22 protein-coding genes and 2 pseudogenes are annotated in these 26,101 nt (G+C 50.2%); 9 read left to right on the forward strand and 15 right to left on the reverse strand.

The annotated features are described in order from the left end of the window. Positions 1–28: 28 nt before the first annotated feature. From AB8615_RS05845 to AB8615_RS05855, 3 genes are all read right to left on the reverse strand, one after another. Positions 29–775 carry a FadR/GntR family transcriptional regulator gene (locus AB8615_RS05845; protein ID WP_409433975.1) on the reverse strand — a complete coding sequence of 249 codons (747 nt, stop codon included), beginning with the start codon at positions 773–775 and terminating at the stop codon, positions 29–31. Positions 776–986: 211 nt separating this feature from the next. Then, entirely contained in the window at positions 987–3,014 is a 2,028-nt protein-coding gene (locus AB8615_RS05850) for a TonB-dependent receptor domain-containing protein (protein WP_418152985.1), read from the reverse strand. A 78-nt stretch (positions 3,015–3,092) separates the two neighbouring features. Then, the gene (locus tag AB8615_RS05855) at positions 3,093–4,124 is read right to left on the reverse strand and encodes a TonB-dependent receptor plug domain-containing protein (RefSeq protein WP_418152987.1); all 1,032 of its coding nucleotides are present in this window, start codon (positions 4,122–4,124) and stop codon (positions 3,093–3,095) included. A 245-nt stretch (positions 4,125–4,369) separates the two neighbouring features. Here AB8615_RS05855 and AB8615_RS05860 point away from each other — a divergent pair, with 245 nt between their 5' ends. From AB8615_RS05860 to AB8615_RS05900, 9 genes are all read left to right on the forward strand, one after another. Next, positions 4,370–6,562, forward strand: coding sequence for an exonuclease domain-containing protein (locus AB8615_RS05860; protein ID WP_409433977.1), 2,193 nt, complete (start codon positions 4,370–4,372; stop codon positions 6,560–6,562). 72 nt (positions 6,563–6,634) lie between these two features. Continuing rightward, the gene (locus tag AB8615_RS05865; protein WP_409433978.1) at positions 6,635–7,561 is read left to right on the forward strand and encodes a polyprenyl synthetase family protein; all 927 of its coding nucleotides are present in this window, start codon (positions 6,635–6,637) and stop codon (positions 7,559–7,561) included. Continuing rightward, the gene (locus tag AB8615_RS05870) at positions 7,561–8,460 is read left to right on the forward strand and encodes an ABC transporter ATP-binding protein (protein WP_418152989.1); all 900 of its coding nucleotides are present in this window, start codon (positions 7,561–7,563) and stop codon (positions 8,458–8,460) included. Before AB8615_RS05865 ends, AB8615_RS05870 begins: the two co-directional genes overlap by 1 nt. 42 nt (positions 8,461–8,502) lie before the next feature. Next, on the forward strand, positions 8,503–9,585 hold the full coding sequence (locus AB8615_RS05875) for an ABC transporter permease (RefSeq protein ID WP_409433980.1): 1,083 nt from the start codon (positions 8,503–8,505) through the stop codon (positions 9,583–9,585). Continuing rightward, on the forward strand, positions 9,586–10,302 hold the full coding sequence (locus AB8615_RS05880; protein WP_409433981.1) for a fatty acid desaturase: 717 nt from the start codon (positions 9,586–9,588) through the stop codon (positions 10,300–10,302). Next, positions 10,299–10,805, forward strand: a complete 507-nt coding sequence (locus AB8615_RS05885; protein WP_409433982.1) for a sterol desaturase family protein — start codon at positions 10,299–10,301, stop codon at positions 10,803–10,805. Before AB8615_RS05880 ends, AB8615_RS05885 begins: the two co-directional genes overlap by 4 nt. After that, positions 10,802–11,392: a leucyl/phenylalanyl-tRNA--protein transferase gene (gene aat, locus AB8615_RS05890; protein WP_418152992.1), complete on the forward strand. Its 591-nt coding sequence runs from the start codon at positions 10,802–10,804 to the stop codon at positions 11,390–11,392. Before AB8615_RS05885 ends, aat begins: the two co-directional genes overlap by 4 nt. Positions 11,393–11,515: 123 nt before the next feature. Further along, on the forward strand, positions 11,516–12,250 hold the full coding sequence (locus tag AB8615_RS05895; protein WP_418152994.1) for a DEAD/DEAH box helicase: 735 nt from the start codon (positions 11,516–11,518) through the stop codon (positions 12,248–12,250). After that, positions 12,237–13,307 (forward strand): helicase-related protein, encoded by a 1,071-nt coding sequence (locus AB8615_RS05900; protein WP_418152996.1) that lies wholly within the window; start codon positions 12,237–12,239, stop codon positions 13,305–13,307. Before AB8615_RS05895 ends, AB8615_RS05900 begins: the two co-directional genes overlap by 14 nt. Here the strand turns inward: AB8615_RS05900 and AB8615_RS05905 are convergent. From AB8615_RS05905 to AB8615_RS05960, 12 genes and pseudogenes are all read right to left on the reverse strand, one after another. Next, entirely contained in the window at positions 13,304–14,236 is a 933-nt protein-coding gene (locus AB8615_RS05905) for an alpha/beta hydrolase (protein ID WP_418153059.1), read from the reverse strand. The two genes, AB8615_RS05900 and AB8615_RS05905, sit on opposite strands and share 4 nt — an antisense overlap. A 135-nt stretch (positions 14,237–14,371) precedes the next feature. Continuing rightward, the gene (locus AB8615_RS05910) at positions 14,372–14,965 is read right to left on the reverse strand and encodes a glutathione S-transferase family protein (protein ID WP_418152998.1); all 594 of its coding nucleotides are present in this window, start codon (positions 14,963–14,965) and stop codon (positions 14,372–14,374) included. 90 nt (positions 14,966–15,055) lie between these two features. Continuing rightward, a complete protein-coding gene (locus AB8615_RS05915) occupies positions 15,056–16,672 on the reverse strand; it encodes an MSCRAMM family protein (RefSeq protein WP_418153000.1) in 1,617 nt (538 codons plus the stop codon). Positions 16,673–16,690: 18 nt separating this feature from the next. After that, positions 16,691–18,259 (reverse strand): stalk domain-containing protein, encoded by a 1,569-nt coding sequence (locus tag AB8615_RS05920; protein ID WP_418153002.1) that lies wholly within the window; start codon positions 18,257–18,259, stop codon positions 16,691–16,693. Positions 18,260–18,339: 80 nt separating this feature from the next. Further along, positions 18,340–18,780, reverse strand: a complete 441-nt coding sequence (locus AB8615_RS05925; RefSeq protein WP_418153003.1) for a hypothetical protein — start codon at positions 18,778–18,780, stop codon at positions 18,340–18,342. 175 nt (positions 18,781–18,955) lie between these two features. Beyond that, positions 18,956–20,524 (reverse strand): annotated as a pseudogene (gene guaA, locus AB8615_RS05930) (glutamine-hydrolyzing GMP synthase). Continuing rightward, complete coding sequence (locus AB8615_RS05935; RefSeq protein WP_409433990.1) at positions 20,521–21,804, reverse strand: RsmB/NOP family class I SAM-dependent RNA methyltransferase; 1,284 nt, start codon at positions 21,802–21,804, stop codon at positions 20,521–20,523. The pseudogene guaA and the gene AB8615_RS05935 overlap by 4 nt, the downstream one beginning before the upstream one ends. After that, entirely contained in the window at positions 21,804–22,205 is a 402-nt protein-coding gene (locus AB8615_RS05940) for an MAPEG family protein (RefSeq protein ID WP_409433991.1), read from the reverse strand. Before AB8615_RS05940 ends, AB8615_RS05935 begins: the two co-directional genes overlap by 1 nt. A gap of 2 nt (positions 22,206–22,207) precedes the next feature. After that, on the reverse strand, positions 22,208–23,665 hold the full coding sequence (guaB, locus tag AB8615_RS05945) for an IMP dehydrogenase (protein WP_409433992.1): 1,458 nt from the start codon (positions 23,663–23,665) through the stop codon (positions 22,208–22,210). Positions 23,666–23,765: 100 nt separating this feature from the next. Further along, positions 23,766–24,098, reverse strand: coding sequence for a hypothetical protein (locus AB8615_RS05950; RefSeq protein WP_409433993.1), 333 nt, complete (start codon positions 24,096–24,098; stop codon positions 23,766–23,768). Positions 24,099–24,125: 27 nt separating this feature from the next. Continuing rightward, positions 24,126–24,840: pseudogene (locus AB8615_RS05955) on the reverse strand (RlmE family RNA methyltransferase). A 31-nt stretch (positions 24,841–24,871) separates the two neighbouring features. Beyond that, positions 24,872–26,035 (reverse strand): Ppx/GppA phosphatase family protein, encoded by a 1,164-nt coding sequence (locus tag AB8615_RS05960; RefSeq protein WP_418153007.1) that lies wholly within the window; start codon positions 26,033–26,035, stop codon positions 24,872–24,874. Positions 26,036–26,101: the final 66 nt, after the last annotated feature.

The raw sequence follows: 26,101 nt of genomic DNA on the forward strand, positions 1-26,101 counted from the left end.
GAATAACAACGCGCCTTCAAGGAAGGTGTTAATGGAGTTGTTTCGTGAGCAAAAACCGTGATCGGCTCTCTGATGCTTTACGTTTAACTTCTTGATACGCTTCTTGCTCTGACGCGACAAGGAGAGCTTCGATCATTCGCGTGAAATGTGCACGCATAGCTGACCGCGCTGCCCCTGAGTCGCGTTTTTTGAGTGCATTTAATATGGCTTGATGTTCGTCTTCGCGGTGGCTGCTATCGCGGTCACAGACGGATCTGTAAACCTTCTGTAACTGTGCCGCTTCAGTCCGCATTTTCCACATGCTATCAATCACAAACATAATTGCGTGGTTGTTCGTGGCGCGCGCTATCGTCAGATGAAAGGCCTCATCAGCCTGATCGGGTGTAATGTCTGCCTTCACTTTACCAGACATAATATTGATATAATTCTCAAGTTCCGCGATATGCTCATCTGTAATAATAGGCGCGGCGAGCGCAGCTGACTCAGCTTCAAAAAGCGCCCTCGCCTCTGTTAACTCAAATGGCCCAACGCGCGGTAAACCGTTCGCGGGTAAATCACTTGCATCCAAAACATAAGCGCCTGAACCGACTCTAATGTCGAGGCGCCCTTGCGCTTGCAAAGCTATTTCAGCCTCGCGAATAGATACACGACTAACGCCAAATTTCTCGGCCAAGTCGCGTTCGCCTGGCAAGCGACTGCCAGGCGGAAAAACGCCAGAGTCGATCAATTCCAAGATTTGATTGGCAACTTGGTGGTAGAGACGCTTATCAGCCATTTGTTTTGTTCTCCTGAATCTTATTGAAGCCTAGAGCAAAGATACAGGGAATGTCTATACCAATTTTAGTTTTGAGGAATGTTGTCCTTAAAATTGGCCTGACAGCCTGCTTGACCATAATCCGATTTGCTTATTTCAAACACAAAAAAGCACGGCGCCTCAGGGAGGGCCGTGCTAATCAAGGGTCTTAAATCGTGTCAGATTTGCCGCCCTAGAACTTGCCTCTCAGACCGAAAAAGATACGCGGGCCGTAGGCATTAACTTCGTAAACATCATCCTGCGTCCATTTATACTGGCGTTTAGGCTCGTCGAAGAGATTAATCGCTTCAACCGAGACGCGGAAGTTATCGTTGATTTTATATGAAGCGCGGGCTTCGAACACACCGACATCACCAACGTAGCGGATACGGTTACCGTTTGCGATGAATGGCTGGAAATAGTCGCTGCGATATTTGTAGATGCCCTGCAAATCCAAATCGCCGATCTGATAGTAAACCTGACCAGAGAAGACGTGCTTGGACAAGCCTGGAATATTGGCAGGAGCGACGATGCCCTGATTAAGTTGAACAACTTCACCATTTAGCTGACGCTGAAATACATCACCATAGAGACTATCTTCAAACTCAAAGTCAGACTCAGCATAGTTATAGCTGCCCTTCACACCAAAACCGCTGAGCAAACCCGGGAGGTAAGAGAAGCGATGTGATCCCGTCAATTCGACACCAAAGAGGTTGCTTGTTTCTTCGCTGGCTTGTGGCACGACGACATTGAAAGTTTGTGCAACGCCATCAATCAAGTAAGTCTCTTCCTGTATGACATTTTCGAAACCGCCCTTAAACTGTTTCAAATATGTGCTAATCGCGAGGATGGAGTCTGGGTTGGGGTACCATTCCACGCCAATGTCATAATTCCAAGACGTGAGCGGCGTGAACGATGGATTCCCTGTAGCGTCAACGCCTGTGATCAGATCTGCGCGAGATACGGCTGTTTCGTCATCGTCCAGACCCAGAATATCAAGCTCACGATCAAAGCCCATATCGGCTGGATCAGGACGTGATAGCGCCCGGAAAACGCCCGCCCGCAAGAGTAGCTCATCATTCAAATCAACAATCATGTTCGCACTTGGCAGCCATGTTGTGTAATCGAAATTAGACACAATGCGTTCTGTTTCGCCCGTCGTGTCGATAGTAAAGCCTGTCGCGTCTGATCCGTTAACGACATATTCGTCGCGGTAACCAATAGATTCGACGTCCGTTTGCAAGACGCGCAGACCGATATTGCCGCGGACAGGCAGGCCGTCAAACTCTGTTTCGTAGCTGGTCATCGCATAGAGCGCTGTGACGTTTTCTGTCACGTCGATTGTGCTTGAATTTTCTTCCAGAAGTGATGGCAGGCCCGCACTGATGGGATCAACTAGGCCCAGCGCATTGATAGCGTCCAATCCCGTATTCACGATACATGTCGCGTTAAAGGTCGCCCAAGTGTTTGTGGAGCTGATGACATTTCCATCGCTATCGATGTTAGTGATAAGATCACCCTCACGAACTGAGCTGAGAAAATTAGTTTCTGGAAATGCGGTATGACATCCTGCAGCTTCGCTTGTTGTGCTGCCAATAATATCCAGAAGTCCGTCCGCGCCACGTGCAGAACGAGTCTCGCTACCGCTGTTAACATAAAGGCGTCCATCGTTGTTGTCACGAATCTCGACTTCCGTCCGAGTTCCGTCGCCGCGATTGCCGCCTACCAGTGCCAAATATTCCAGGCTGGAAAAGCGCACACCGGTCTCAAGTGTTGTGAAAATCCCTGCATCCACCTCGTATTCTGCATCCAGTCGCAAGGCTTTAGATGTATTCTTACGCTTGAAGTCATTATCGATACGAATACGTAGACGATCTACGTAATTACCATAATCATTCACATCAAACGTATCATTCACGAGTTCGTATTGCGGGATGCCGCTGTCCAGATCCCATGCGATGACGGGTGTTGTGTTGGACTGAACGCGGAATTGATACCCCTGCTCCGTCCGTTCTGTTTCGGAATATGAAGCGTCCGCTGTGACTGTCAGCCGATCTGATACATCGTAGGATGCGCGCAAACCGCCGCCCAGATAAGTCTCGTCTTGTTTGAAATCATCGCCCTGAACTTCAAGTGTGTTATCGGTTACGAAACGCGTTATGGCGCCAGTGCTAGTAAACTCTAACTCATTGAAAGTGCTGGTTTCCTCATTGCCTGGCAAATCAATATCGCGGTCATTTCGCTTCTGGCCATTAAAGGTTAAATCATTCCGCTGCTCTGTCCGTGTGCGGTCAGAATATTATACGTCAAAGTTTACGTCTAGGCGGTCAGTTGGCTGCCACTGTAGGGCCGCAAAGATTGAATCGCGCTGATCACGCGTATCGTTCTGACGATAGGCGCGCTGCGATGGGACGAAGACATATTCCTCTCCAAAATCAAACGCCAGCCCCGTTTCTGGATTGATAGCTGTATTGTAGCCGCCATTATTGCTGGAACCCGCTGGATTATCTTCACAATCATCGTCGCGGCTCGTGTCATTAGAGAAACCCTGATTTTGATCACTGCCAACCAAACATGCAAATGATGAGCTACCTGAGTTACTCGTCGAACGCACTTCCTGCTCTGGCTGTGAAATATCACTGCGCTGAATACCTAATGAGAAACCAATATCGCCAAGGCCATTGACTTCGAATTGATCAACGTAAGAGGCTATACCGCGAAAACCGATATCGCCAGCAATCGTATCACTCTGATTAAGTTGATCGGGGTTGACGTTGCCTTTGAGGTCGAACTGTATCCGGCGTTTGTTGTAATCAAGTGGCTTAAGCGTTTCGAGCTGAATCTGCCCCGCAACGCCGCCTTCGATCTGGCTTGCATCCTGGGTTTTGAAAACGGCTAGCTTGCTCATCAATTCCGACGGGAATTGCGAAAAGTTGACTGAGCGATCACCTGAACCGTTCGTTGCTTCACGGCCATTGAAAACCGTAGAACTTAGATAAGGTCCAAGTCCGCGAATTGACACTTCGGTCGCGCCACCATTTTCACGGTGAGAGGCAACGCCTGTGATCGTTTCAAGCGCCTCGCCAATAGAAAGCGCTGGTAGGTCGCCGATTTCCGCCGCGGAGAGACCGTCAACGATTTGCGCACTGTCGCGCTTCAAAACAATCGAGTCTTGAATGATCTGGCGTGTGCCTGTGACAACAACTTCGTCGCCATTTGTATTGTCCTGCGCCAAAGCGACGGACGATACGGACACCATAGCAAGCGTGGAACTCGCCAAAAGCAGACTTTTGGCAGATGCAGCAAATAGTTTATGAGAATTATTGGGCATGAATGCCTCCCCTTTGAAAATTAGATTTTTCTGATTACACCCAACAGACCGAATAGCATTGATGGTGTCAACCTATTATCCACACCGATTTGTTGTAATTGGTAGGACCAGTTGTCGAATTTGTCGGACTGTGACTTTCTAGCAACAAGATAGCGCAAGATCTCATCATCAGTTGACTTAGATAAAGCGTTCGTTATTTGTTCTAACATGCGGGCACTCGCTTGCTTATAAGAGGAAACGTCAAAGTGCCGCCTACCAAAGCTCATAGCTATATTCAAAGCGAGCGTCGGCGGTACCAGCGAGCGGCAGCTGGCAAAGCCTGGTCCATCAAAGACCTGCCGCAATTTTACTATCATACCAATTTTCAAAACATGTTGGATGACGTAAGTCGGCACCACACATCGGTCTTGGGCAAAGCCGAATTGAAGTTTTTAACAAAGTTTCGCGCCCTGCCCCACGGGGCGCAATGCGCATATGTTCGGCTAGCCAGTCGAAAAGGCCGTGTGTTTGACGTGACGAAGTTGACCTACCCAGAGATAGATAATCTCTCGGCCCAATTTGATCGACTTCACGCAGAAAACCTAATCAGCCATGTAACGGCTCGTCATTTCGCCGCGTTTCTCTCTAGCCTCACCAAACCTGACCTAGCAATATTGCTGTCTGATCACCTTTGCGAGACCGAATTTAAGAAATCTTGGAAAAAAGAGCGACTGGTTGAAATCGCCGTTGATCAGCTAGACTTCGAAGATGTAACGATCGCACAACATTATGTTGTGCAACGCAACACAACTCCGCTCAATTTCATCTATTTTTTGTATCACGGGAGAATTGAGCGAAACTTGCAAGCCTCGACGCTGCAATCGCTAGGCTTGGTCAAGCCCGCTGAACCTCAGTCGCAACGCCGCGTGATCTATGGCGATAGAGCGGAGGCTCAGGCGGCCTATTTCTACGCCGACGCCCTTTATCGTTTCAAAAATGAGGGCGTCGAAGACTTGAGCGAAGTTAAGCATTGGCCCTCCCCGCAATGTTCGCGCAGCGAGCGACGTCGCGAAAAGCTACTACAAAAGCTTGGTGGGCGCGCAGAACGGCGGGACGACGTAGAAGGCGCCCTTACCTTTTACGAGAAAACGGACAGTCCGCACTGCAATGAACGCGTTGTGCGCTTGCGCTATAAGCGCGGCGAAACGGATTGGGTGCAATCACGCCTAGAGGCAATGATTGATAATCCTAGCAGCGATAGCGAACATGCCTTTGCGCAAGATTTCTACGCGCGGAAATTTAACAAGAAACGCACGTCTGTTATGACTGACATATTGCGAGACGCACGTGTGCTAAAGTTGGATGAAGCCTATCGCAATCAGCCCGAACGCGCTGCACTGCAATATTTCAAAGCGAAGGGGATTGAAGCCTACCGCACAGAAAATGTGCCGTGGAAGACTCTCTTTGGACTACTATTTTGGGATGAACTCTACCCAAAAGGCAGCAGCTATACCCTCCCTGAAAGCCTAACATCTGGCGCGTTTTATCACCGCTACCGCGACCAAATTGAGGTCAAACTGCGGAAGCTAGACACCGAGCCGCAATTCGTTTTCATCCAACTCCTCCAAACGCTGACCCGTCAATATGGTCAATCTAACGGCCTGATACAGTGGAAAGGTCGATCTTTGGACCGCATTAAAGCTTTGATCTTTGCGGCTCCCAGGGGCGCTCTCCCTAGAATTTTGAGGCTGATGTGTGAAAACTATACCCAGATGAAAGATGGCTACCCTGACCTGATGCTGATCGAAGCAGGAAAAGCACGTCTGATAGAGATCAAAGCCCAAGGCGATGTCTTGCGCCGCAATCAACTTACCCGCTTACAGCAACTCCGCGCAGCAGGATTTCAAGCAGAGATAATTCGGGTCGAATGGGTCATTGATCCGAAGCAAATCTATGTTGTCGTAGACGTTGAAACAACAGGCGGCCGCGCTGGGCTTCACCGCGTGACCGAGATAGGCGCTGTTAAAATGCAGGGCGGCGTTGTGATCGACAAATGGCAAAGCCTGATCAACCCGCAACGCTCTATCCCGCCAAATATTACGCGCCTAACAGGGATCAGTGAAGCTATGGTAGCCAACGCGCCTGTCTTTCGCGAGATTGCTGACAGCTTTGCAAGCTTTATGGGCGACGCAATCTTTGCGGCTCATAATGTCAATTTCGACTATGGCTTTATCAGTGCGGAATATGAAATGATTGATCGTCGCTTCCGCCACCCCAAAATTTGCACCTGCGCGTCAATGCGAAAACTCTATCCAGGCCACAAGTCTTATTCGCTCAAAAATCTATGTAGTGCCTACCAGATTGACTTGAACGCCCACCACCGAGCTTTGTGCGATGCAGAAGCTGCTGCAGAGTTGCTCAAACTCGTTAATATTAAGCGGCTGGAGGATTGTATATAGGGCGCGCATACAACCCCCTTTCCCACCAGTCTGCTTTGTGGCAAGCCAAGGCAAAGGAGACTCACGCGCAAAATGACGACTGATGCCAAACCACTGCCAATTCGCGACGCACAGCTACCCGCGCAGATCAAAGCCGTTCACGGTATGATCGAAACCCGGCTGGCGAGTATTGTACCGACCGCGCAGACATGGCCCGCCCGGCTGCACGAAGCCCAAAGACACGCCCTCCTCTCTCCCGGAAAACGCTTCCGCCCATTGCTCTGCGTTTTTGTAGCCAAAGGCGGCGGTGTAGAGACCGCCAACGGTTTGGATGCAGCGGTAGATGTTGGATGCGTGGCGGAGATGGTGCATGCGGCATCGCTTATCCTCGATGATCTGCCTTGTATGGATGACGCTGACCTTCGCCGTAATCAGCCTACGACGCACATAGCTTTTGATGAAAGCACAGCGATCCTAACGGCGACGGCCCTACTCAACTGTGCCTTTGGTGTTTTGGCCTCACTTAATATTTCCGCGCAGCAACGGGTCGAAATGATAGATTTGCTGTCCTATGCCGTGGGATCAAAAGGATTGATCGCAGGGCAAATGGCGGACCTTGCGAATACAGATCAAAATGCGAGCATTGCCGAGATAGAGCGTTTAAATACGCTCAAAACAGGTGCGCTATTTGATTTCTCTGTGGAGGCGGCTGCAATACTGGCGGAGCTATCGGCAGCGCGACGCGCAGCCCTCAAGGACTTTAGCTACCATTTAGGTCTCGCCTTTCAACTCATGGATGACGTCAAAGACACAGTAATGAACGAGGATCAGGCTGAAAAATCGGTGGGCAGAGATATTGGCAAAGCCACAATCCTAGCCCTCGCAGGATCAGACGCCGCAAAACAGCGCCTTCATGGCTACATAGATAGCGCCAAAGACGCTCTATCTCGGGCTGAATTGTGCAATACTCCCACGATGAACGCAGTTTTGGACAAGCAATTCGCTTTTCTGGACAGCTAATGCCTGCGCCAATCGTTCTACAGACCGAACACCTAAATGTTCACTACGGCGATCATCATGCGTTGAAAGACTTAAACATATCTATAAATGAAGGAGAACTCGTCGCTGTTATTGGGCCCAATGGCGCAGGAAAAACAAGCTTTATCAAGGCATTGTGCGGTCGAATTAAGCCAGATGGGGTCATGAAAGTCGGCGAAAAACTCCTAAAGCGGGGCGGCGATCGGCGGCGCCATATCGGTCTTGTCCCGCAAGACATCGGACTGTACCCACACCTTAGCGCATCCGAAAACCTACACGTAATTGCCAAATTGCTGCGTGTTCCCCGTGCGGACCGTCTTGCTGCTATCAATGATGCCATCAAGGCCGTTGGGATGGAAGATAAAGCTGATGCTCTTGTCGAGACTTTATCTGGTGGGATGAAGCGGCGCATCAATGTGGCCGCTGCTATTATGCACGACCCAGCCATTATCATCTTTGATGAACCCACGGCAGGTGTCGATACGCCTGCTCGAGATGTGGTCCACCGTCTTGCAAGGACTTTGGCAGAGCGCGGCATGGCTGTGATCTTGGTAACCCACGAATTAGAACAAGCCGAAGCGCTCTGTGACAAAGTCTTGGTCTTGTTCGACGGGGCAACGCTGGCTTTTGACACACCGTCCCGCATTCTCAATAGCAGTTTCGCAGGCGCCCGCGAAGTCGTTGTCAGGTTTACAGTAGCGCCAGACGCGCAGACTCTCGCCGCGATGCGTCCCTTCGCCTTTGAACAGGGTGAAATGCCAACAGTCTGGGTCGCGACAACACAAGCGAACGAAGTCTCTTTTGTGTCAGCGTTTATGACGGCCCTTCGAGGCGGAAATGAAATTATTCGGGAGATTACTGTGCGTCGGCTCTGGCCTTAATTCGCTGATGCATCGAATTGAGCAAACAGGACAAATTGGGTCGTGATCAGTGCCATTTTCAAAATAATGTGGTTGCGCCTGTGGCGTGACAAAGGCGCACTGGTATTAGCGTTTCTGCTGCCCGGATTTATTTTCGCCGTATTCGCGGCAATCTTCTCGAACGCCTCTGGCGGTTCTCTGGAATTACGCGTTGCAATGGATTTGCAGAGTGACGCACCAGCTTCGGTCAGGTTTATGGAAGCCGTTGAGGCTGAAGCCACATTCACAATCGTCACATCGGACATGCCAGTTATTGAACAGGTCCGCTTAGGTCAAGCCGATGTCGGAGTCATCATATCAGGCGACATGGCACAGCTTTCCAATGCGCCCCTCACGATCATCAAAGACCCTAGCCGCGATGTAGCTGCGACAGTCATTAAGGGCCAGCTTCGACAGATATTCGCGAAGCAAATTGGTGCCGACGCACCTGAACTATTCGTAGAGAAAAACGCCTTACCCGACACGAATGAAAGCACAGTAAGTGATCAGTCCGTGACATATTATATCGGTGGCACAGCGATCTTGTTCCTACTGTTTTCCGCGATGCAGGGCGCGGCGCTGTCTATTGAGGAGCGCCGAAACGGAATATCTGATCGTCTGATGGTCGGGGCTGGCGGAGCGCTGGCTATGCTAACTGGAAAGTTTTTATTTTTGACTATGATCGGGTTTATTCAAGCCGCGTTGATCGTTGCGGTGGCACATGTATTCTTCGCAGTTCCTATTTTGCAAGCCCTCCCCGCATTGGGCTTAGCGTGCCTAGGCTCCGCTATGATTGCGGCCGCATTGGCACTTCTCACTGCCGCTCTGTGCAGCACAACGTCTCAAATGCATACAGTGTCAACTTTCGTGGTCTTGCTGTTTTCGGCAATCGGAGGATCAATGGTGCCGCGCTTTATGATGCCGAGTTGGCTACAAGATATTGGACAATTTACGCCCAACCATTGGGCTATTGAGGCATTTTATGGCATATTGGCACGCGGACAAAACATCGCAGAGTTATTTGTTGTCTGGTGTGTATTATTCGGAGGCGCTGTAATCGCGCTAATCCTAGCGGCAGTCGTGTCGCATAAAATGATGAGAGTTTAAGTGGCCAAGGCATCGACCACATCACCGATAAACTTAGGGCCGCTTTACGCGGTCATGGTCGCGTCTGCCTGGCTGACTGTCCATATTTACAGTATTTTCTTTCACCAGCTCTCTGCACAATTATGGCAGACTATCGGGCTGATCGCCTTGCAGTGTTGGCTCTATACTGGCCTATTTATTATAGCGCATGATACGATGCACGGCTCTTTAGTGCCAAATAATGCGAAGGCCAATGCCTTCATTGGGACGGCTATCATGTTCGTCTATGCAGGATTTAATTGGCGAGCCATGCGAGACGCCCATCATGCTCACCACGACTACTCGGGTACAGAAGACGATCCAGATTTTAATGCAGCTAACCCAAATGCTTTCTGGCCCTGGTATTTCAAATTCTTCCTCACCTATTTTGGCTGGCGGCAAGTTTTAGTGCTGTTCGGGTTTACCGTGACCTACATCCTTTTGGGTGCGAGTTATATCAATACAATCATCATGTGGGCCGTTCCCGCAATCCTGTCATCTGTGCAATTATTCTACTTCGGGACATATCTAACGCATCGTCATAAAGGCGAATTTATCGATCAGCATAATGCACGAACAAATAATTTCCCGCGCTGGCTATCCTTACTGACGTGTTTTCACTTTGGGTATCACCACGAACATCACCTTTATCCGCATGAGCCGTGGTGGCGCCTGCCTGCTCGGAAGTTTGCAAAATGATCGGCGCCGTTGCGATAGTTTTGGGGAGTGTGATCTTCATGGAAGTCTTCGCATGGGCGTTCCATAAATACTACATGCACGGTCCAGGTTGGGGTTGGCACGAAAGTCATCATGTTCATACAGACGGCCCGTTTGAGACCAATGATCTCTACGCTGTTTGCTTCAGTGTCATCGCGGCAGGGCTATTTATTCTAGGATCATTGTGGTGGCAACCGCTTTGGTTGGTCGCTCTAGGGTTTACGATTTACGGCGTGCTCTACGGGATTGTGCATGACGGCCTCGTACATCAACGCTGGCCGTTTCGGGTGCAAGCAAAGCGAGGCTATCTGAAACGCCTCGTCCATTCGCACCGATTACACCACGCTGTGCGGGACAAAGACGGTGCAGTCAGCTTTGGGTTTCTCTATGCGCCAAATCCAGAGCGTCTAAAAGCAACCCTGCTCCAGCGAAAAACACTTCTCAAAGAAGAGCGCGCAGACATACAAACTGCGTTTGAGGAATGAGCGAGCCTTTCGATCCAGAGCAACTTTTAGCCTGTTATCGGCGCGGGGTGTTCCCAATGGCCGATGGTCGTGAGGATCGGCACGTCTTCCTCATGGAGCCTGAAATGCGAGGCATTATCCCGCTGGACGGCCTTAAAATTTCTCGTTCCATGCGACAGTTTCTGCGACGCCACGCATATACGGTCACCTACAATCAAGCTTTCGCAGATGTCATAGAGGCGTGCGCCCTCACCCGCACAGAGACTTGGATTAGTGAGGGCATTGAAATGCTTTACACAGTCTTGCATGAGCAAGGCGATGCCCATTCCGTGGAAGTGTGGGAGGTTGAAAAGCTAGTTGGCGGCCTCTACGGCGTAACACAGGGCGGCGCTTTCTTCGGCGAGAGCATGTTTTCGCTGCGCACAAATGTTAGCAAGCTCGCACTTGTCAAACTCGTGGAGCGGTTAAATGAACGCGGCTTTGTTTTGCTTGATACCCAATTTTTGACAGATCATCTGAAGACTTTGGGTGCGATTGAAATTGCGCGAGACGAATACAAAGATCGACTAACTTTGGCACTGGGTCTGGATGCCTCATTCGCCCCTTGACACCTAATTTGCGCGCCGTTTTCTGCCATTGACCTTTGGCGCGGTGCAGTTATGTTGCGCGCGAATGTTGACGGGTGGTCCGTCCGTAATATGACGTAAAACGAATTCGTAGATTGGCCCCTTGTGAGCGCACCCGAAACCCCTGAAGAAATACCCGCCGACGAAGAGGTCAAAGTGACCTTTAAAGAGATCGGCCTTGGCCCAAAAATTATCAAAGCCCTTGACGACTTGGGCTATGAACACCCAACCCCAATTCAAGCGCGCGCAATCCCTGCAGCGCTCGAGCAACGCGATGTTCTGGGCATTGCTCAAACTGGCACCGGCAAGACAGGTGCATTTGTTCTGCCGACGATGCACAAGCTTGCTCGTGGCCGTGCACGTGCGCGCATGCCGCGATGTTTGATCGTATGTCCAACACGTGAGCTTGCTGCACAAGTCGCTGAAAATGTTGAACTATATGGTAAGTATTTAAAGTTAGAAATGGCCCTCCTGATCGGCGGCGTGAGCTTTGCTGAACAAGACAAGAAGTTGTCTAAAGGCGTCGATGTTTTAATCGCGACTCCGGGTCGCTTGCTTGATCAATTTGAGCGTGGTAAAATTTTGATGACAGGTGTTCAAACGCTTGTCGTGGATGAAGCTGACCGTATGCTCGACATGGGCTTTATTCCAGACATCGAAAAAATCTTCAAAATTACGCCGTTCACGCGACAAGTCCTCTTCTTCTCGGCGACGATGCCAGCGGAAATTAAACGCCTTGTGGATCAATTTCTACACCAACCCGTTACGATCCAAGTCGCGCGACGCAATATGACAGCGAAGACTGTGACGCAGCAGAATCGTGCGTATGCCATCATCTGACCCTAAGCAAAAACGCACAGCCTTGCGTTGGTTGATCGAACGCGAAGATGTCGATAACGGAATTATTTTCTGTAATCGTAAAAAAGACGTCGATATTGTTGCCAAGTCCCTCTCGGTTCACGGCATGTCCGCCGCGCCAATTCATGGTGACCTCGCGCAATCTCTTCGGACCGAGACGCTGGAACAATTTAAAAATGGTGAGATCAAATTCTTGGTCGCGTCTGACGTCGCTGCACGGGGACTTGATGTGCCTTCTGTGTCTCATGTGTTCAACTTCGACGTGCCAAATCACTCAGAAGATTACGTCCACCGGATTGGGCGTACCGGTCGCGCGGGTCGCAAAGGTGACGCTATCATGTTGGTGTCGCGTCTGGATCAGAAGAATTACCAAGAAATCTTGAATATGATCAAGGTTGAGGAAATCGAAGAAATAGAGATTCCAGGTATCGAAGACTTCCCGAAAGACGGCGGCAAGCATCGCAAATCTTCTCGCGGTGAAAAAGGCCGCGGACGTGACCGGAATAGTCGCGGTGGACGCGATAGCGGTCGCTCTAGCCGTAAACCGTCTCGTAATTCTGACGAAGCAGCCAAAGAGCCTGCACGTAGTCGCAAAACTGAGGACGCCTCTAACACTGAAACAACAACGTCTGACGCAAAGCCAAAGGCCAAAGCGTCTCGCCGCAGAGCTGCGCCAAAGCGGCCAGGTCAAGACACAGAGACAAAGGCGGAGTCCAAAACAGAGCGCACTGAGCCCTCTTCGACAGATACTGCGACCAAAGACAAACGCGCAAAGTCCAATCGACGCGCGGCGCCAAAGCGAAAAGATGCCCCTCAGGATGAGGATTCGTCCAAACGTGGGGCGAAGCAAAAACGTGACGATCGTCCAAAGCGCGAAGATAAACCCAAGCGTGACAACAAACAAAAACGCGAGTCTCGCACCAAGTCTTCCAACTCGGGCAATTCAGATAAACGCCGCCACAGTCGGTCAGATATTGGCAAAGCTGACCACAAAGGCTTTGGCGATGAAATGCCAGCCTTCTTCAAACGCGATCTCTAATTGCGGGCTACGATGATGCGCTGATACAGCACGTCAATTTCGTCAAACATCGCGAAAACCACATCATCCGTTTCCTGCGGCAAACAGTGACCCGTGCCAGGATAACGCACGAGCTTGCAATCTGCTAAGTCCTCACAGGCTCGATCTATCGCCGCATTAGACACGAAGTCATCGCGTTCTGCGGCAATCATTGTGACAGGCGCAGTGACATCATCAAAATAGCCATCCTGTTTCATCAGAACTGCAGATTGGAAAAACTCAGCGCCCCATTGTACCGTTACTCCTCCAACACGCCGGTCCGGCATACGGGTAAAAATCACGTCACGCAGCGGCAGACGCTTAGGGTTGGAGCTGCAATATTCAATCCCGCTAATCAGCAGATCGTCAGGTGTCGCAGGCATCCAATCACCATTCCCAGGTAAATATTTTGCGCCCTGTCCCAATTTTTGCGCTGTATTTAACTGCTGTCCCGCATCCTCAAAAGCGGACTCTCCAGCCAGAGGTTCAATAGCGGGTGCGACTAAAAAATACCCATCAACGACATTTGGGTGATCCACTGCCATGCGCGCAGCAACGTGCCCGCCAAAGGACATCGCCATAGGCATAACGACACGCTCTGGACGCGTGTGAGTCTTTATGAAAGCAGCCAAATCATCAGAGTAAATGGCAAAATCTTCAACCCACATTTTTTCAGGGTGCTTCGGGAAATGGCGGTCGCTTCCGCCCTGACCCCGCAAATCTAGCCCCATAACGTGATAGCCCCGCTCGGCCAAAAGGTCGACATGTTCGCCATACATATCTAGCGTTGCCGTGTAACCTGGAACAATAATGATCGTGGCTTTAGATGCACCGCGATTACCCGTTTCGCCCCAGCGTAGATTGGTTCCGTCAACCGCGCTAAAGCGATGCCACTGCCAATCTTTGGGCATAGCAGGCAAATCAAACGCATCGACCTGCGACTGATATTTTTGATTAACTTGATGGGGTTGATAGGCTGGTTGCGGCCAAAAAAGACCGCCAAACCAGCAAGAACCGTCAAGGCGATTAGGCCGATAATGACACGTTTAACCATGGTTGAGTGTATCCTTGTAATGCGGATCGTCCATAAATGTGCTGTGCCAGGCCGCAAGTTTTGGCGCACGCTCTTGCCACTTCAAATGCTCCGCGCGATAGCTCGCATAATCCAGCCCGCAAATAATTGCCAGATTACCATAAGTCCAAGGACCGCCGAGCCAGTCACAAATATGATCAAGCGTTGCCACAGACTTCAATATCGCCGTTTCATGCCGCATTATCATTTCATCCCAATGCAAAGCCTGTGGACGAACGATTTCTTGACGATAATTATAGACCGCATCCGATAGACCGTCGCCCAGTGCGTGCTGCCACATATTTAAAAAACGCATATGCGTGTCAGTTGGCAGAATTGGCGGCTCCTGCATTTGGTCTAAATACTGACATATGACAGGACTATCAAAGAGGAATTGCTGCGGCTGCCATTCAAGGGCTGGTATTTTTCCCAAAGGGTTGTCCCCCGCCTTATATCCATTTGCGCCGTCTTTTTCTGGCAATAACTCTTCAACCTCAATATTTTTGAGGCGTGCAAGTATCATGGCTTTGCGAGCATAGGGAGAAATGGGATGGCAATAGAGTTTCATCCCAACAGTCTAGCAGAGAATTTACTCTGCCTGAAACAAGAAAAAAGACGGGTTTTCGACATTCGTCGTGAGTGTCAAAAACCCGCCCAGTTATGGCAGCGTCGATTCAGTAGAAACCGACGCCATGGTATTTGGTGTGTCTGGCAGAGGTTGATCGGGAGGCGGGACAGTGCCTGGCTGATCCAAGATATTTCCAGCGGAATTATCTATATCTTCGATGATCACACGCGCATGACGGATAGGCTTGGTCTTGCGCTTAACGATTAAATTGGCCCGCGCCATAAGGTCTTTCGCATCTGCGAGATTAACGGTAACCGACGCGCCAGCGACAATGCCAGCTTTCTCATTGCTCAGCGTTACGATCTCGTATTCGCCAGATGGTAAGTCATCGAATGCATATTGACCAAAGCTGCTAGAGTAAACTGTCGCTTTTTCTGTGCCGTCCGTTGATACTAGTTTCAGCTTTGCGCCTTCGACACGCTCCTCGCCCTTATCAAATTCGCCGTTATCATTCTCGTCGACAAAGGTGAAACCCCGAATTTGGCCACGTTGCACGATGGGCAGTGGGACATCTGAAATCTGACCGTCTGCGATTGTTACGCGGGTTGAGACATCTTCCGACAAATCATAACCAAGCGGCAAGCTCTGCGCATCTATCTGGACTTCATATAGCCCTTCTTTGATATTTTGGATCGTAAAATAGCCTGCATTATCAGTGCGTAGAGCCATACGTGTGCCCTTAACCCGAACCATAGCCCGCGGGATAGCGACTTCGTCCTCTTGCTTAATGCCGTCACGGTTTGCATCTAGGAAAGTCCGTCCTTTTAAAACCCCACGCCCTTCTTTTGTCTCACGGTATTTACGAGCTTCGTTAAATTCAAACCGCCCATCCAGTTGCAATCCGATACGCTGATTTCCGTTGAGGTCATTCCGATAAGCCAAGCCAACCGCCATATTTTTACCAAGGCGTACGCGACGTGACAGGCCGACTGTCAGGAATTTTTCAGTCGCATTTTGACCATTACCATCTTGGCTGGATAGAGATTGTAATACGCCGAGGGACGCACTCAATTTTGTTTTTTTACCCAAGATATTACCAGAGTTCAAATTCGCGTAGATACCGCCCTGCGCAGACACATCCTCGCCATTCCACAGCGCCCGAACAGACGGGGCAATCGATACATTGGCATTTTTCGGCAGCGGTAGATTAAAGGCGCGACGTGACAGTGTTGCATTGAGGCTTTGCTCCACGGGTTCGCCTTCCACTTTGTCATTACGATATTGCGTCCGAAGCGTGAAATCCTCGAATTGTTTGTAAGCGCTGACGTTAAACTGACGTCCCTTTTCTGACGCGCGGTCATCTGCATAATCAAGCGTATAAATCGTTGTATCGGCCGATAGGCTGACACCCGTATCACGCAAACCCGTTGCGACAGACGCGCCAACAGTTGTGATCGTGCTTCCCAACTCGCCGTTCTTGAAGGCACCTGCTTTCGTTTGACTCATACGGAGTGCCCCTGCCGGATGATCCAAAATAGAATTTTCTGACACTTTCGGTGTAAACCTGGCCGTTGCAGAGATCGCAAGGCGGTCCAAGCCTCTGCGACGCGTATCGGGAATACCGCCCGCCTCTTCCTCAATATCATCTGGATCAGTAAGATCTGAGATTGCGCGCTCAGTCTCTTCTGCGTCCAGATCAGAGCGCAAAAACTCTGCGCCATCATATTATACTGCTGCGTCAAGCGTCACGAGATCATTCGCGATGAAACGTCCGCGACCTGTTAAGCGCAGATCAACACTACTTTCCCGCGCGGCGCCATTGAAATAACCCAAAGACCCTTCGGCATCCCATTGTAAAGACTTATCTTTTATGCGCCCCAGCTTCCCAGATATGGCGGAGAGGACTACCATTTGATCATCAGTCAAACTGTCTTTTTTATAGGAAACGCCAGCTTCCCAGCCATCACGATCCGCAAAGCGAACACCCGCCGCCACGCCACCAAATGTTTGTCGGCTTTGATCATCAGAAATCTGCTTAGCCCCGTCAACAGGCACTCCCGCCGCCAGAGCCCAACGTCCTTTTTCCGTGACTTTCCGCGCAGAGACTCCGCGAATACGGCGTAATCCAACGCCGTCTAACTCGCGCTGATCTGCTGCATAATCGCCGATAGAGCCAGTCATGCCATTTGTATGCGCCAAGTCGACAGACAGCCAACTCGGCTGTAACTCCGCACTGTTCATAGGCAGGTCTGGCATTTCATACCGCAAACGTCCATTGACGCGACCTGCATGTGCCCGAAGTTCGACTTGGTTGATCGTGTCTGGGTCGAGGGTGAAAGACAGGCTTTCTGGTGTGAACGGTGTCTTTTTCGCGATTTCGTCAACGGTATCAGTTGGCTTAATCGCCCCGGTTAGGCGGTCATCTAAGTCGATATTGATCCGGTTCGTGCCGCCCTCCGCTTTAACATGCGTGCCTGTCAGGGTCTCGATAGCGGAGACGGGAAGCAACAAGTTCGTTGCATCAATGTAAGCGATGTCTTTGGACAGGCCGATAGGGTTATCGCGGATCTTAATTAACCCAGTTTCCAGGTTCAGCGTTAGCACGGCGCTATCTTGCGCGCGGCGTACTTTAACAACGCTACCGCCCTCAATAACTTGGACATTATGACCTAACGCTTCCGCAATCGGCAGTAGCGGTAGAAGTAAAACAGGGCCAACAGATTTGGGGGCTGGCTCCAAATTACCCAATGCGACCCCGTTGACAAAAATATCAAAGCCTGTTGCGACTTTCAAACGCGGGTCGAGGCGGAAATCAAAGACATTCTCCTCCGCCTTAAACCGCCCCGTTGCACCGGACAGAACAGCGATTGCATTGGGGGTCAATAGATAATTACCATCAGAAACTTCGCCGAAATGCTTCAATTTTCCTAAAGGCCGACCATCGGCTTTCACAATGCCTGTATCTGTATACAATTCCATGACGACGCCGTCTTGACTGCGGCGCACAATCAGCGCTTTCGTAGCTGGATCAAATTCAACCTGATTTCCGAGGCTTTCGAAAATCGGCATGGCATTGACATACAGACCACCATTTGCCGCGCGCCGGACTTCCGTGCTTTCTAGCGTTTCGCCCTCAAGCTTCACAATAATAGAACTATCAACCTCCGCTATGATTTGGGTGTTGATGGTGGGTGTCTGCTCAATGGGCAAAGCGGCTTCTTGTGTTGGGGTAGATGCCGTCGCGACATTTGGCACCTCTTCCGCCATAGCTTCATCGCTAAACGCCAAGGACATGATCGCTAAAATCATTACAAAAACAGCGATAAACCACTGTTTTTGTTTAACTTCTAGCGTAAATGGGTGTGAATGATGTCCTAGCACTCCGGCAACTCCATACGGGAAGCGCAGAGAGCGTCAGTGGTGCAAGTCGAGTTGACTTGCACAAGCACTGGCGACCATCCACCCCATACGGAGTTGTAAACGGACACAGAAACGGGATCGTTCGCCAGATTAAAGCGGAACTGTTGTTCCAGCGATATTTGACGTGATCCCAAACGGACATCTTTGACTAACTTCTTAGACATCATTGATTTGTTTGAGGATTGTCCCTTTTGGGACGTATTGCGCTCGATTGGGATAGGTCGACGACATTCGCCAACGATCCACCAGGCTTTTTGAGCCTTTTTATCGATCATGAAGGCTGTATCGCCGTCTACAATCTCGAGCATGACTTTAGCCGAGCTTTCGCCCGCCAAAACTGAGCCTTGGGATACCAAACCCAAAACCAGCATAGATATGAGTAAAAATACTCTCATCAAAGCCACGTTATACCATTCACACCATTATCGCGGTCTATTTGCCGCTTATATGTGTAAGCTACCTGATCAGGGTTACGATCAGGTTTAGGCGTGATTCAGCTTTCATGCTGTGATATGGAGTTTTGCGGGCTGAAAAGTTAATTCACTGCAGAAATTTGGGAGTAAATCAGCTCTATTCCCACTCAATCGTTCCTGGTGGCTTAGATGTCACGTCATAGACGACACGGTTTACGCCGCGCACTTCATTGATGATACGCGTCGCTGTTTCACCAAGAAATTCGTGAGAATATGGATAATAATCTGCGGTCATCCCGTCCGTAGATGTAACAGCACGGAGGGCTAGAACGTAATCATATGTGCGACTGTCGCCCATAACACCAACAGTTTTAACAGGCAAAAGCACTGCAAAAGCTTGCCATATATCGTTGTAAAGGCCGTGTTTTTTGATCTGATCAAGATAAATCGCATCTGCTTCGCGCAGAATGTCTAAGCGTTCAACGGAAATCTCTCCCGGGCAGCGTATGGCAAGGCCTGGCCCTGGGAATGGGTGTCGCGCGACGAAATCCTCATGTAAGCCCAATTCACGGCCAAGAGCGCGGACCTCATCCTTAAATAGCTCCCGCAAAGGTTCGACCAGTTTCAAGTCCATACGCTCTGGCAAACCGCCAACATTATGGTGAGATTTGATCGTGACAGAGGGACCGCCATCAAAGCTAACAGACTCGATCACGTCAGGATAAAGCGTCCCTTGGGCTAAGAATTTTGCACCGCCAACCTTCTTGGCTTCCCGTTCAAATATGTCAATGAACGTCCCACCAATAATTTTTCTTTTCTTTTCAGGGTCTTCCACACCTTTTAGAAGGCCTAAAAACTCATCACCTGCATCGATATGGATCAAATTAATATCGTAATGATCGCGGAACAATTTTGTGACCTGTTCGCTTTCACCTTTGCGCATCATCCCCGTATCGACATAAACACACGTCAACTGATCACCGATGGCCTCATGGATCAAAACAGCAGCGACAGAGCTATCAACACCGCCTGACAGTCCGCAAATCACCTTGCCATCGCCCACTTGGGCTTGAATAGCCGCGATCATTTCACCTTTAAAAGCCGCCATGGTCCAATCGCCTTTAAACCCAGCGATAGTATGAGTGAAATTGCGCAGAATGGTTGAGCCATTTATGGAATGAACCACTTCAGGGTGGAATTATACGCCGTAATACCGCTTGTCTTCATTCGCAATCGCGGCGTATGGGGCATTAGGTGAAATACCAATAATTTCAAACCCTTCTGGTAATTTACTAACACGATCACCATGGCTCATCCAGACTTGCTCACGATCACCAAGGCCTTCAAATAACGGTGAATTCCCCTGCGTTTCCATGAACGCACGACCGAACTCTTGCTCATTAGATGTCTCAACCGCACCGCCAAGTTGCGCGCACATTGTCTGCTGTCCGTAGCAAATACCAAGAACAGGCACGCCGTGATCCCATATCGCCTGATGCGCACGAGGTGTGCCTGTCCCGACGACCGAGCTTGGGCCACCAGAAAGAATAATGGCGCGCGGGTCAAAACTCGCGAGCAATTTAGCGTCGACTTTGTTGAAGGGATGAACTTCAGAATAGACACCACTTTCACGCACACGTCGTGCAATCAGCTTGGTGACTTGAGAGCCAAAATCAACGATCAGCAGCTTTTCATGCGTTTCGATGATGTCTGCGTGCTGGCTCATTTTGATTTCTCCATGACGGCAAAGAAAAAACCGTCTGTATGTGTTGATGCAGGCGTTAATGTCACTGTCAGCCCGTCTTCAGACCAAGGCTTCGGCTTATCGACACCAAATCTGTCTTCCCAGACTTCACCAGCGGAAAGCAGTGTAAAGCCCTCTTGGCGTTCCAAAAATTGATAGACTTGCTGTTCATTTTCTTCAGCCAGCATGGAACAGGTTACGTAAAACAAAAGACCGCCAGGACGCACATATTGATGCGCAGCGTCTAATACGACTTTTTGTTCTTTTACGCGTCGTTCCAGTGCGTCTTCAGTCATACGCCATTTTGTATCTGGTTTCCGTCGCCACGTACCAACACCCGTGCAAGGCGCATCAATCAAAACGCGGTCCATCTTTCCAATTAAATCTGATAAGCTGTCTTGGGGTGGCTGATGCACTTTAATATTGTTCGCCCCTGCCCGCATGGCACGCTCATAAGTCGGTGCGAGACGACGCTTATCTATATCAAACGCGTGGACTTCGCCTTCGCCTTTCATATCAGCTGCGAGTGCAAGAGACTTCCCGCCGCCGCCTGCGCAGAAGTCTAGAACGCTATCGCCGGGTTGTGCGGCCACGAGAAGGCTGACCAACTGACTACCCTCATCTTGAATCTCTAGCTCGCCCATCATGAATTGTGGCTCTGATTGCACATTCGGATGACGGCCATTGCCCTCAATAGGCGGAACGCGGAGACCGATAGGTGACAATTCCGTTGGCGCAAACCCTAGTGCTTTTGCCACATCATCCCGAGCCGCTTTAATTGTATTAACACGCATATCCAGTGGAGGGCGTGCGGCAAGCGCTTGGCCTTCCGTTATCGCCTCTTCCGTAAAGTTATTCTCGAATGCGGGCCAAATCCACTCTGGCACATCCGCTCGCACCCAATCAGGAGCTTCGTCCAAGTTGATCTGGCCTTTTAATTTAGCGATTTCATTTGGGGTCACAGCGGCGAAATGCTGGTCGCCTTCGGTTTGTTCTAGCAATTCATCCAAAGTCACGAGATCGCCAAAGATAACAGCTCCTAGTGCTAAAGCCCTCGGCATTTCGCTATCCATCCGAAACGCGATAGAGCTTTTCTGGCGCAAGGCATCGTGAACAATATTACCAATCGCGTTGCGATCTTTGCTGCCTGCAAAACGGTGGGACTTACCCCAATCGCGTAGCGCCATAGTGGCGGGGGTCCGACGCTCTAAAACGTCTTCGAGGACTTCCGCTGCCGCCTGAATTCGTCCGCCTAAACGCATTATATGACCTGCAGGGTGAAAGAGATTAGCATTATAATCAAAGCTAAAACGGTAATAACAAATACGCCAAAGCGCCACGGAAAGATCACGTTTTTAGTGAGCTGAATGAACGCATGAATAATTCGCCCGATCACGAACACCCATGCTGCAGTAATGATCACAGACGTTTGGGCGCCAGTTACAATGATCAGCAAGCTAAGCACATAAAAAATGACGGGCACTTCAAATTGGTTTTTGAAGTTATCAGAGGCATTATTGACATGCACAGGAAAACCAGTTTTGCGGATTTCCGCAATGCCCTGCTTTGAAATGCGGCTAACACGCGAATAAGCAAGCCAGAGCAAGATCATCAAGCTCATCCCCATTTGGATAAGCATTGGAAAAATAAGAGGGTGATCCATAATTAGCTCGGCATCGAGTAATTAGGCGCTTCGCGGGCGATATGGACATCATGGACATGTGACTCGCGAAGGCCAGCATTGGTGATCTTCACGAACTCTGCGTTTTTGTGCAGATCCGAGATTGTGCGGGAGCCAGTATAACCCATCGTCGCGCGAATACCGCCGAGAAGTTGATGGAGGATTGGGCCAACAGGCCCTTTATAGGCTATACGACCTTCAATACCTTCTGGCACTAACTTCATACTGTCATTGACTTCTTTTTGGAAATAACGGTCTGCCGATCCTCGCGCCATGGCAGAAACTGAGCCCATTCCGCGATAGGATTTATAAGACCGCCCTTGATACAGAAAAACTTCGCCCGGCGTTTCCTCTGCACCCGCGAGCAGTGATCCGACCATGGCACACTCCGCACCAGCCGCGATAGCTTTTGCCATATCGCCAGAATATTTAATTCCGCCATCCGCAATTACAGGCACGCCCGCTTTGTTTGCAACGGAACACGCGTCCATAATCGCGGTCAGCTGCGGCACACCTACGCCCGCCACAATCCGCGTGGTGCAAATCGACCCTGGGCCAATACCGACTTTGATGGCGTCGGCGCCGGCGTCAATCAAAGCTTTAGCTGCAGAGGCAGTCGCTATGTTACCAGCTATGATTTGAGCATCGGGATAATCTTTCTTCAGGCGCGCAACCGTCTCGATGACTTTAGAGCTGTGACCATGCGCTGTATCAATCACGACGGCATCTGCGCCAGCCGAAATTAGCGCGATTGCGCGGTCATATCCGGCATCGCCAACTGTCGAAGCAGCCGCAACCCGCAGGCGACCATGCTCGTCTTTACAGGCATTAGGGTGGGATAACGCTTTGTCCATGTCTTTGACTGTTATCAAGCCAACGCAGCGGTAATCATCATCGACAACGACAAGTCGCTCAATACGGTGTTTGTGAAGGAGCGCACGGGCTTCCGTTTCGCTGGCGCCGACTTTGACGGTCACCAAATCTGTTGTCATGAGGTTACGCACGATTTCTTTTGGATCATCGGCAAAACGCACATCGCGATTAGTCACGATCCCGACGAGTGTTCCGTCATCTTCGACAACTGGAATACCAGAAATGTTGTGATGATCACCGAGGGCTTTGAGGTCTGCGCGCGTGGCATCTGGGCCAATGGTAATGGGGTTCACAACCATCCCAGATTCGTAGCGCTTCACCTTACGAACTTCTTCCGCCTGCTCCTCAATCGATAGATTTCGGTGAATTACACCGATCCCACCTGTCTGCGCCATAGCAATCGCTAGCTGCGCTTCGGTCACAGTATCCATCGCCGCCGAGACCAGCGGGACGTTAATTTCTATCTTTTTCGTGAGGCGCGTTTTCAAGATCGCGTCCGCTGGCAAAATATCAGATGCCTGCGGCTGCAAAAGCACATCATCGAAGGTCAGGCCTTCTCGAATCTCCATGGGAGTCTCCTACTTTTGCAAGCGGCAACTATCAGAGATCATCAAAGGCCGCAAAGGGAATTTAGCTTTTTTACAGCAAAGCGCGTGTGAGAAAATTGAGCTAGCGGTCGCCCAGCATCATTCTCTTTATATCGCCTTTGGTCTCGAAACTTAGATAGAGAAGATAGGCGGATAAAAATAACATACCGCCGAAAAAAGCAAACAGAGCTAAAATTAAGCCTGAAATAGAAAATTTGTTACGCCAAGCTGTCCATATTCCAGACAAAAACAAGAAACACATGAAGTCAAAATTAAACTGACCCGGCCAAGTCATGGCTGCCATGTCGCCAAAGAAGATTGGGATAAGGCCCAAGCCATGCCGCGAAATTGTAACAAAGGTGTAAGAAATAATCGCGATCAGGACCACAATTAAAAATAAACGAAAAACTTTCATATGCTCAACTCCCGAGTGGTTTTATCCTTATCCTTGAAAGTTCTTCGCAACAAGATAGATCTCTGGGCTACCCTTACGCGAGCTTTCGGGCTTAGCGTGACGCACAGTTTGGAAACGGCGTTTCAACTCGTCCAGTAACTTACCCTCGACTCCCGCCTTGAAAAACTTTCGTAATAAAGTGTCCGCCTGGGCGAAGAGTTTGCATGGCAAATTCTGCTGCGGCTTCGACCAAGGCTACAGTTTTCAGATGATCTGTATTTTTATGACCCGTCGTATTCGCCGCAAGGTCAGACATCACGAAGTCAGCTTTTCCGCCTAGCATTTCTTTGAGAACGTCAGGCGCCGCCTCATCCATGAAATCCATTTCGATAATTTCCGCCTCGCCAACAGCCTCTACAGGAAGAATGTCAATCCCAATCACACGACCCGCGCCGCGTTTTAAGGCAATCTGCACCCAACCACCTGGCGCACACCCCAGATCGACTATTAATGCACCCTTTTTGATAAGGCCGAACTTATCGTCCAATTCTTCTAATTTAAAGGCAGCCCGCGAGCGATAGCCCTTAATCTTCGCCTCACGCACATAAGGATCATTGATTTGACGCTCAATCCACAGCTTTGATGAAAGCTTTCGACCACGAGCCGTTTTGACCTTTCGGTGGAGCATACGCGTCGCATTGTCGTGTTCTTGCGTAGGTGTTTTGCGAGAGCGTTTTGCATCGCCCGGCTTACTACCCGTCATCTTTCGCGTGGCCTTAGAAAAGGTCGGTTTCTTAGGCGGTTTCGCCATGATCAACCCCCTCTCCTGCTGCTTCAATCACTATATCATCTGCTTCGGTGGGCGCTAATTGTTGGACCTTTTGTCCTGCGTTCATTAATCCGATCAGCATGCCCTCGCGCAATCCTCGATCTGCAACTCGGATCATCTTAGACGGCCACATTTCACATAACACATCCGTAATAGCGCATCCTGCCACGAGCAAAGTGGCGCGATCTTCGCCGATACACGGCTCCTTTGCGCGCTCTGCAGGGCTTAGAGCCGCCATTTTTCGCGCGACGGCTACGGCATCGATAGAGCGCAGCCATAGACCGTCCACTTTGTTGCGCTGGTAGAAAGGCAGTTTCAAATGAATACCTGCAAGCGATGTGATCGTGCCAGATGTGCCAATCAGATGACCTTTGCCGTTTTCAAAGGCTTTAGTGAAGCGAGTCTCGCATCCCTCCTCTTTGATGGTCTGTCGGACAAAATCTTTCATCTCAGCATACCAAGCTTCTCGATCTTCACGCTCTGGGACTTGTTCAGACAAAGTCACAACACCTATTGGAAGCGAGGCCCAGGCCGCGATAGGCGGACGATGAACACGGTGAGCGCTTTCGTCCTCCCGCAGTTTCCGAATATCGACCCATGATAGCTCTGTCGAACCACCCCCAATATCCACGACCAGCGCAACATCTTTGGTCGGGTCAATCAGGTTTAGACAGCCCATAACAGCCAATCTTGCTTCGACCCTCGCAGAAATAATATCAAAAGTGATGCCTGATGTGTCTTTAACACGCTGCAAAAACTCTTCGCCATTACTCGCCTTGCGGCAAGCCTCTGTCGCAACGCAGCGCCAGCGTTTGACCTGCTTAGCTTTCATCTTGCGAGAGCAGACGCGAACCGCCTCTATTGTCGCTTCCATAGCTTCATCGGACAGCCTCCCCGTCGCGGCAAGACCTTGGCCAAGGCGTATGACTTTGGAATAACTATCGATGATTTTGAAAGTGTCTCCCGTCTGGCGGGCAATCAAAAGTCGGCAGTTATTCGTCCCTAAATCAAGGGCCGCAAATGTATTGGAGCGCTTGCCCCGATTGGAGCCACGCTTTCTGGACCGTCTCCGAGGCGCTGCCGAATTTGCAGATGCCTGATCGGAGCCGGACGGATTTTGGTCCGGCATAGTTTTACTCGCTTTGCGCGAAGGGTCGCCAGAGGAATTTCCGCGCCGCTCTTCGCAATCGTCCCA

This window comes from Litorimonas sp. RW-G-Af-16 (assembly GCF_048319245.1).
GTDB lineage: Bacteria > Pseudomonadota > Alphaproteobacteria > Caulobacterales > Maricaulaceae > Litorimonas.

Coding starts and splice junctions, on each gene's coding strand:
- AB8615_RS05845 (WP_409433975.1), bottom strand. CDS start 775: ATGGCTGATAAGCGTCTCTACCACCAAGTTGCCAATCAAATCTTGGAA.
- AB8615_RS05855 (WP_418152987.1), bottom strand. CDS start 4,124: ATGCCCAATAATTCTCATAAACTATTTGCTGCATCTGCCAAAAGTCTG.
- AB8615_RS05865 (WP_409433978.1), top strand. CDS start 6,635: ATGACGACTGATGCCAAACCACTGCCAATTCGCGACGCACAGCTACCC.
- AB8615_RS05870 (WP_418152989.1), top strand. CDS start 7,561: ATGCCTGCGCCAATCGTTCTACAGACCGAACACCTAAATGTTCACTAC.
- AB8615_RS05885 (WP_409433982.1), top strand. CDS start 10,299: ATGATCGGCGCCGTTGCGATAGTTTTGGGGAGTGTGATCTTCATGGAA.
- aat (WP_418152992.1), top strand. CDS start 10,802: ATGAGCGAGCCTTTCGATCCAGAGCAACTTTTAGCCTGTTATCGGCGC.
- AB8615_RS05900 (WP_418152996.1), top strand. CDS start 12,237: ATGCCATCATCTGACCCTAAGCAAAAACGCACAGCCTTGCGTTGGTTG.
- AB8615_RS05905 (WP_418153059.1), bottom strand. CDS start 14,236: ATGCCCAAAGATTGGCAGTGGCATCGCTTTAGCGCGGTTGACGGAACC.
- AB8615_RS05910 (WP_418152998.1), bottom strand. CDS start 14,965: ATGAAACTCTATTGCCATCCCATTTCTCCCTATGCTCGCAAAGCCATG.
- AB8615_RS05920 (WP_418153002.1), bottom strand. CDS start 18,259: ATGTCCTTGGCGTTTAGCGATGAAGCTATGGCGGAAGAGGTGCCAAAT.
- AB8615_RS05925 (WP_418153003.1), bottom strand. CDS start 18,780: ATGAGAGTATTTTTACTCATATCTATGCTGGTTTTGGGTTTGGTATCC.
- AB8615_RS05935 (WP_409433990.1), bottom strand. CDS start 21,804: ATGCGTTTAGGCGGACGAATTCAGGCGGCAGCGGAAGTCCTCGAAGAC.
- AB8615_RS05940 (WP_409433991.1), bottom strand. CDS start 22,205: ATGGATCACCCTCTTATTTTTCCAATGCTTATCCAAATGGGGATGAGC.
- guaB (WP_409433992.1), bottom strand. CDS start 23,665: ATGGAGATTCGAGAAGGCCTGACCTTCGATGATGTGCTTTTGCAGCCG.
- AB8615_RS05950 (WP_409433993.1), bottom strand. CDS start 24,098: ATGAAAGTTTTTCGTTTATTTTTAATTGTGGTCCTGATCGCGATTATT.
- AB8615_RS05960 (WP_418153007.1), bottom strand. CDS start 26,035: ATGCCGGACCAAAATCCGTCCGGCTCCGATCAGGCATCTGCAAATTCG.